Consider the following 6,793-nt stretch of genomic DNA (forward strand, 5'->3'; position numbering starts at 1 on the left):
AAGACAAGGCCGCCGGGACGGCGGCGCTACGGAACCGCCACCGCCCCGGCGAATGGGTCATTTTTCGGCCGTCAGGCGGACGATGGCGCGCGCGACTTCCTCGCGCCGGGCCTCGATGGGCGCCGGGTCCCCGGTGAACTTGGTCATGCCCGCGCTGATCTCGGGGGGCACTTCGAGGAGCCGGCGGCAGTCCGCCAGCTCGTCCGCCGTCATGCCGTCTTTGCGCTCCTCCACCAGCCGCTGAAGCATGGCAAGATACTCGTAGTCCTCGATGCCGTCGCGGAGCATTTCGATGCGGATGGAGCTGACCGGCGGCTCGAGCACGGGCGTTTCGGGGTTCCCGGCGGCGGCCTTGAGCGGCGGGTAGAGGAAACGGCCGTCGCCGTTGCCCCAGGGCTTCCGCATGCCGCTCGGCACGTAGTCGCCCATGACATTGACCCAGCCCATGGGGTCCTCGTAGGGGTTCTGGAGGCTGTCGGGATAGGCGGCGTCGCTGGACCAGTAGTTGGTCTGCCAGATCAGGATGCCCTCGATCTGGCGCTGCCAGGTCTGCCAGAGCCAGACCCGCAGCTCGGTGCCGGGATGGTCAATGAACAGCGTGGCGTAGGGCGCCTTCGGACCGCAGCAGATGTACCACCAGAGGCGGTCACCCGCGGCGTGGCGCTCCGCCGCCGCCACCGTGTCAAACTCGTAGGACACGGGGCACCACAGGTTGGGCCCGCCCACCAGCTCGGGGGTTATCTTCTCCGTGAGCATCCGCTGCAGGTCCGGCGCGGCGGCCTTCATGCGCCGGTTGCCCGCCATGACGAAGTCGTACTGGTGCGGTTCGGGCTCGTCGAACCAGTAGATGAAGGCCTCGTCGAGCCACCCCTTCCCGCGCAGGTGGCGCTCCGCCTCCGAGTACCAGGCGGTGAAGGCGGCCTGGTATTCCGGCGTTCCCTCGCCGTACCCCAGCAGGCTTCCCGGGATGCAGCCGTGCTGCGCCCAGCCCGCGCCGAAACCGAGTCCCGGGGTCTTGAGGACGAAGGAGTTGAAATGGTAGGTGTCCAGAATCCGCGCGGTCGCGGCGTCCCAGGACGCCCAGTCGAATGCGGGCGTGAAGAGGCGGTCCAGGTCCTCCGCCGGGCAGGGCGCGAACTCGTCCTCCAGGAGCACTTCGCCGCTGCCCGCGTCGCTGATGCGGACGCTGTCGAGCCAGACCGTGCCCGTGGTGGACCCGTCTTCGACATACGGCGCCGGCTGCCATTCAAACGCCGCCTGCGCCGCGCCCCCGGGGAACGTGTCCACCGTGATCTCGGCGTCCTGCCAGTCCGCGCCGCTCTTCACGGTGTGCCCGGCGTTGCGCCCGGACATCCATTCCCCCGCAGGGTCGTGGTGGGAGACGATCAGGACGAACTCCTGGTCCGGCGCTTCGCTCCTGTGCCGGAACGCCACCTTGAACCCCTTTCCGGGAATGTCGAAACGCCGGTCGTGGGAGACCTTAAACGTCCGTCCGGTGTCGTCGTCCAGGATGCGCATCGCGCCCCCCTCCCGGAACTCCGGCCCCGTCACGCGCGTGCCGTGGCCGCTCCACACCCGGGAATGCGGCCAGGAGTACGGCAGCTCCGGGTAGATCAGGGGCCGACCCAGCTCGTAGGGCGAGATGTGGTGCGCGCTGAACGCCTCGGCATAGAGCGCGGCCAGCGTGCGCCGGTCCTCCGCCGAACTCACGCCGTGGTAGGTGGCGGCGACGTCACCGTCAAACCCGAAGGCGGTCTGGCAGGTCTTGCGGTCCGGCAGGGTGAAGCCGAAGACCTCGGCCTCCAGTGGAACCTCGGCCCGCCAGCCCCCGGCTTCCAGCAGGAGCGATCCGCGGTACAGGCCCGGCCGGGCGTCACGGGGCACGCTGAGCAGCACCCAAAGCGGCTGGTTCACGCCGGCCTCCAGATCGGCCGGCCCGTCGAGCGGGGGCAGGGGGTCGGGCCAGGGGCCCGCCGCGCCGAGGACATCCGTCGGGAACTCAACGGGCACATAGCCCACGCGCAGCACCGTGACTGCGGAGGCGGGCAGCTCCGCGCCCTCCGGGCCCGCCAGCGCCCCCGGGGTGCAGCGCAGCCCGTGCAGCGGCTTCGACGGGCGCAGCACCACCTGCGCCGCCTCGCGCTCGTTGCGCGCGGCGCTGATGCGGAGCGCGTCGCCGCGCGCGCCCGGCGCGGGCCGGTCCCGGCTCACTTTCCATCCGGACGAGGCGCCCCACAGCGCCACGTCCTCCCCGTTGCCGGGCAGCAGCAGGCCGTAATCCGCCTCGTGCAGGGCGGAGAGAAAGAAGGAGGTCTCCGCGCGGAACCCGGACGCGCCGCCCAGGGCAATGTCCAGGGAGATATCACCGACGCCGGGGATTTCGTAGGGAAGGTCCAGCGAGACGGAATCCCCGCCTGCGGGAATCACCACGGGGTCCGACGCCCGCTCCAAGCGCCTGCCCGCGGCGGTGGCGGCCCCGATCACGGGGGCGATCTCAACGTCGCCGCCGCCCTGGTTGGCCACCTGGACGCGCAGCGTGTTCTCGCCGGGAATGGACGCGCCGAAATCTTCCACAGACACCCGCAGCGCGGGGTCCGGCACGGTCACGGCGACGAAACGGGTCGCCCCCTGGCAGTTGCCGGGGTCCTCCGCCAGACTGGCGCGGTAGGTGTAGCCATGGACCTGCAGCGAGCCGCCGTGGAGGGGGTCCCGCCCTGCCTCCGGCAGGTCGGGCATGCGCAGGCGCACCCACAGTTCCTTCGCGGGGAACAGTTCCGGCGGAAGCGCCAGGCGCTTCATCTCGCGGCTCTTCAGCGTGCCCAGGGCGGTCCACGTCCCGCCGTCGGCGCCCGCCTCCACCACCAGCTCGCCGCCGGAGTAATAGCCGACATTAACCTCGACCTCGCCGCCGGTCTGCGCCACGGCCCCCACGGCGTGGCGGTAGACGACCCAGTCGCCGGGGGCGAAGAGCCACCGCGGCCGGTTGAAGCCGGTGTTGAACTTTTCCAGCGGCCGGGCATGGTTGCCGGACTCGCCCTCGAAAGGCGCGTTGAACTGGTACCGGCCCTTCTCGATGCGCTCGCCCTCCCCCAGCTGGAGCTCGCCCAGGCGCCGGTACACGGGGGTGGTTTTCACCAGTTCGAGATCGTCGAAGGCGACCGTCCCCTCAATGTCGTACTGGCCGAAGCGGAGCTGGGCCTGGCCCCGGCGCAGCTCGGTGGGCACGGCCAGATACGTTGTGAACTGCCGCCATTCCTGCGTCAGCTCGGGAAGGTCCCGGTTGTTAAACAGGAACCCGGTGAAGAGAGAGCGGCCGAGCCCCTCCACATGCCTCCCCTGGAAACGGAGCCGGTAGGTCGCGCCCGGCTCCAGCGGCAGGTCGCCCGACAGCCAGTAACTCGCAGACTCGCTTTTCCCGTCGCCCGTCGCGGCGATGGCGCGGCCGCCGTGGGCGCCCTCCCGCGCCCAGGACCCGTTCTCGCGCGACAGCCGCCAGCCCTCCGGCGCGCCGTCTCCCGACTCGAAAGAGGGGTTCGGCACCGCGACCGGCTGGGCCTGCGCGGGCGGCAAGCCCCAGAAACCCGCAAGACAGACCAGGACCATGAGCGCCCGCACCCGGGCCGTTGTTCCGAAAAACATCCTCACTCCCCTCCACTGGTTGAAACTTCCTCAGCGGCGCATGGCACACCCTGCCGGCGCCGCGGTGAGATTATCTCCGGCGTCCGACTTTGCGCGCCAGGGCCGCCTGCGCCGCAACCCCCGCACCCACCACGGCGACAGTCGCCGCGACGTGGAGCATCTTGCGCACCTGGCGGCTCTGCCGGATGCCCGTCTTGCAGTGGGTCGCGAAGTGCTCGCAGTTGTTGAAAAAGACGCTGTAGTCCTGCGATCCGACCAGCTCCTCCGCCGTGCGCATCACCTCCTCCGGGGGGCGTTCCCGGTCCCCGTGGCGGACCACCCGGGGCTTCTCCCCCTGGAGAAACTCCGCCATGCCGACCCGGCACACCTGGGCATCCCGCAGCCGCGTCGGCTCCCCGGAAAAATGAACCACCGTTCCGTCGCCCATGTCTATGCCATGGTGGCTGTACAGCCCGCCGGCCCGCCGCACTTTTATGTGGTCACCAGCGGCCATGCCATGCCTTTCCCGGCGCCGGGTTCGCCGCCGCGCTCACAGGTGGTAGTCCCCGGCGGATTCCGGCTGGTACACCACGGCCTCCACCCGGAACCTGGCCGGCCCCTTCGGCAGGTCTGCCTCGAAAACATCCCCCACACGGTAGCCAAGCATGGCGGCGCCCAGCGGGGCCAGCACGGAAATGCGCCCCTCCTCCGGGGCGCGCTCCGCGGGATACACCAGCACGCATTCCAGCTCAGCGCCGGTGTCAAGATTCGCAAGTTTCACGCGGGACCGCATGGTGATGACGTCCGCCGGAAGGGCCAGGGGATCCAGCACCACCTGGGCGCGCTGCACCTCCTTCTCCAAATACTGGATGTGGGGCAGTTCCAGCTTGTCGGGGAACTCCTGCAAGACGGAGAGGCAGTCCGCAAGCCGCTGTCTGTCCTGCGCGGTGACCATGATGTGCTTCGCCATCTCTCTTCCTCCTGGCCTGTAGTGTTCGCCCGGCGCTCCGGGTTTTCCTCAGGGGGCCGACCGTCCGGAGACCGGCGTCCAACCGGCCTCCCGCCCAGTCTATACCGTTCCAACACCCCGAATGCAAGCGGGTAATCCCGGTCAGCGGCGCCACTCCGCCGCCGCCCATCCGCGGACGGCGTTGAACACGGCAATTTCCGCGGCGGCCGCGAGGTCTTCCCGGGTAATCCCCCCCTCGCGCAGGCGTCCCGAGTCCAGCAGGTGGCGGCGGAACACCCCCGGCAGCAGGCCGCAGGAAACCGGCGGCGTGACCCAGCCGTCCCCGGTCTTTATCGCGATGTTGGCGACGCAGGTCTCCGTGATTTCCCCCCGCGCGTTCCACAGCACCGCCTCGTCCGCCTCCGGGCAGGCCGCGCGCGCGCGGTCGTAAACGGCGCGCCGGGTGGTCTTGTGGAAAAGAAACGCGTCCATGTCGTCCACGGGGCCGGGTGCCAGCGCCAGCCGCACGGGATCCGGCCACAGCGTCACGGGTCCGGTCTCCGCGCACAGACAGCCCGTCCCGTCCAGGGTCAGGCGGACCCGCACAGGCTCGCCGGACCGTCCTTCCACCGCGCCGCGCAGAGTGCGTGCCGCCGCCGCGCGGTCCATGGGAAACCCAAAATAGCCGGCGCTCGCGCCCATCCGGTCAAGGTGCCCCTCCAGAAGGAAGAACTCCCGGCCGTCCCAGAGCAGGGTCTCCAGCAGGCTGAAAGCCTCCGGACTGCGGAGCAGCACCTCCGCCTTGAGGAGGCATTCCGCGTATTCGGCGTCGGTGCGGGAGTCCCAGGTGACCCCGCTGCCCACGGAATACCGGGCCGTGCCCGGGGCGCAGTCCAGCACCACGGTGCGGATGGCGACGTTAAACCGTGCCCGGCGGCCCGGTCCGGCGCGTCCGACGGCGCCGCAGTAAATGCCGCGCAGGGAGGACTCCAGCTCCCGGATGATCTGCATGGACCGCACTTTCGGGGCGCCGGTGACCGATCCGGAGGGAAAGAGGCCGGCGAAGATTTCGCCCAGCGGGGCGCGCGTTTCGGAGACGATGGTGGAGGTCATCTGCCACAGGGTGGGATAGCGCTCCGCCTCGAAGAGCCGCTCCACGCGCACCGACCCGCCCGCGCTCACGCGGCCCATGTCGTTGCGCAGCAGGTCCACGATCATGACGTTTTCCGCCCGCTCCTTCTGGCTTTCCACGAGCGCCTTGGCGCGTTCCGCGTCCTCCTCCGCCCACCGGCCCCGGGGCGCGGTGCCCTTCATGGGTTTCGTCTCCAGACGCCCCCCGTCCAGCGAGAAGAAAAGCTCGGGGGAAAGGGACAGCACGGCGAAGCCGCCGAAGCGAAGGAATCCCCCCTCCCCGGCGGGCTGGTTGGCAAGCAGCGCCAGAAACGCCGCGAAGGGCTCCCCCCGAAACGGGGCCTCCAGCGGAAAGGTGTGGTTGATCTGATAGGTGTCCCCCGCCGCGATATAGCCGCGGATGGCGGACAGGGCCGCCTCGTAGTCTTCCCGGGGCACGGCTGGGCGCCATTCCCCGAATGCGGCCTCTTCCGGGCGGGGCAACGGCATCTCCCCAGGGGAAACCCTGACGCCCTCTTCATAGAGGAAGAAGCCTGCCAGTGGATGGGGCGCCGGCCCGGTGCGCACGGTCAGGGCGGGGTCCATCCCGGGAGCGGCCTCATAGGCCACAAACCCGGCCGCACACCTGCCGTCCCGGGTGGCGGCGTCCACGGCGCCCAACACCTCCCGAACCTGCGCGGGGGTCTCCGCCAGCAGGATTTCCCGGGGGGAGTGAAAAACCAGCCCCCCCCCGTCCTCTGCGGGAAAAAAGGCAAACCCCGCGCGGTTCCGGTGGAAAAACGGTGAACAGGTCATGCCCCATGGTACCGGGGCAAAGGCGCGCCCCGCAAGACGGCTCAGGGCAATCGCACTAAAATGCCCCTCGAGAAGCGCCTGCGAGCGACGTGAACGTCCCTCGAATTTGTGCTTTGGTCTTTGTTGTCCCAACGGGGCATCCGCATAGGACCCAGGCAGGCCGCCGCCCATCACCGCAGCCCCGGGTCCGCACAGCGCGCAGCGCCTTGGAGTGCGGTAGCTTGCTGCCGCCTTTCTTCGCGTGGGCTTGCCCGCGCGGGGGCACACGAAAAACGACGGTGGCCGCGCGTTTCCCCAAGG

Annotated in this window: 4 protein-coding genes; all 4 read right to left on the reverse strand. The window is 69.9% G+C overall.

Translation table 11 applies throughout. From position 1 onward, the window contains the following. Positions 1-57 precede the first annotated feature (57 nt). Entirely contained in the window at positions 58-3,639 is a 3,582-nt protein-coding gene (locus GXY15_03480) for a DUF4091 domain-containing protein (protein NLV40276.1), read from the reverse strand. 70 nt (positions 3,640-3,709) lie between these two features. Then, positions 3,710-4,132: a lecithin retinol acyltransferase family protein gene (locus GXY15_03485; protein ID NLV40277.1), complete on the reverse strand. Its 423-nt coding sequence runs from the start codon at positions 4,130-4,132 to the stop codon at positions 3,710-3,712. A gap of 36 nt (positions 4,133-4,168) precedes the next feature. After that, entirely contained in the window at positions 4,169-4,588 is a 420-nt protein-coding gene (locus tag GXY15_03490; protein ID NLV40278.1) for a transcription elongation factor GreAB, read from the reverse strand. A gap of 141 nt (positions 4,589-4,729) precedes the next feature. Then, positions 4,730-6,493: an aminodeoxychorismate synthase component I gene (gene pabB, locus GXY15_03495; protein ID NLV40279.1), complete on the reverse strand. Its 1,764-nt coding sequence runs from the start codon at positions 6,491-6,493 to the stop codon at positions 4,730-4,732. Positions 6,494-6,793: the final 300 nt, after the last annotated feature.

The organism is Candidatus Hydrogenedentota bacterium (assembly GCA_012730045.1).
Classification (GTDB): domain Bacteria; phylum Hydrogenedentota; class Hydrogenedentia; order Hydrogenedentales; family CAITNO01; genus JAAYBR01.

Excerpts from the sequence above, each read along its gene's own strand:
- GXY15_03480 (NLV40276.1), bottom strand. The coding sequence starts at position 3,639 with ATGTTTTTCGGAACAACGGCCCGGGTGCGGGCGCTCATGGTCCTGGTC.
- GXY15_03485 (NLV40277.1), bottom strand. The coding sequence starts at position 4,132 with ATGGCCGCTGGTGACCACATAAAAGTGCGGCGGGCCGGCGGGCTGTAC.
- GXY15_03490 (NLV40278.1), bottom strand. The coding sequence starts at position 4,588 with ATGGCGAAGCACATCATGGTCACCGCGCAGGACAGACAGCGGCTTGCG.
- pabB (NLV40279.1), bottom strand. The coding sequence starts at position 6,493 with ATGACCTGTTCACCGTTTTTCCACCGGAACCGCGCGGGGTTTGCCTTT.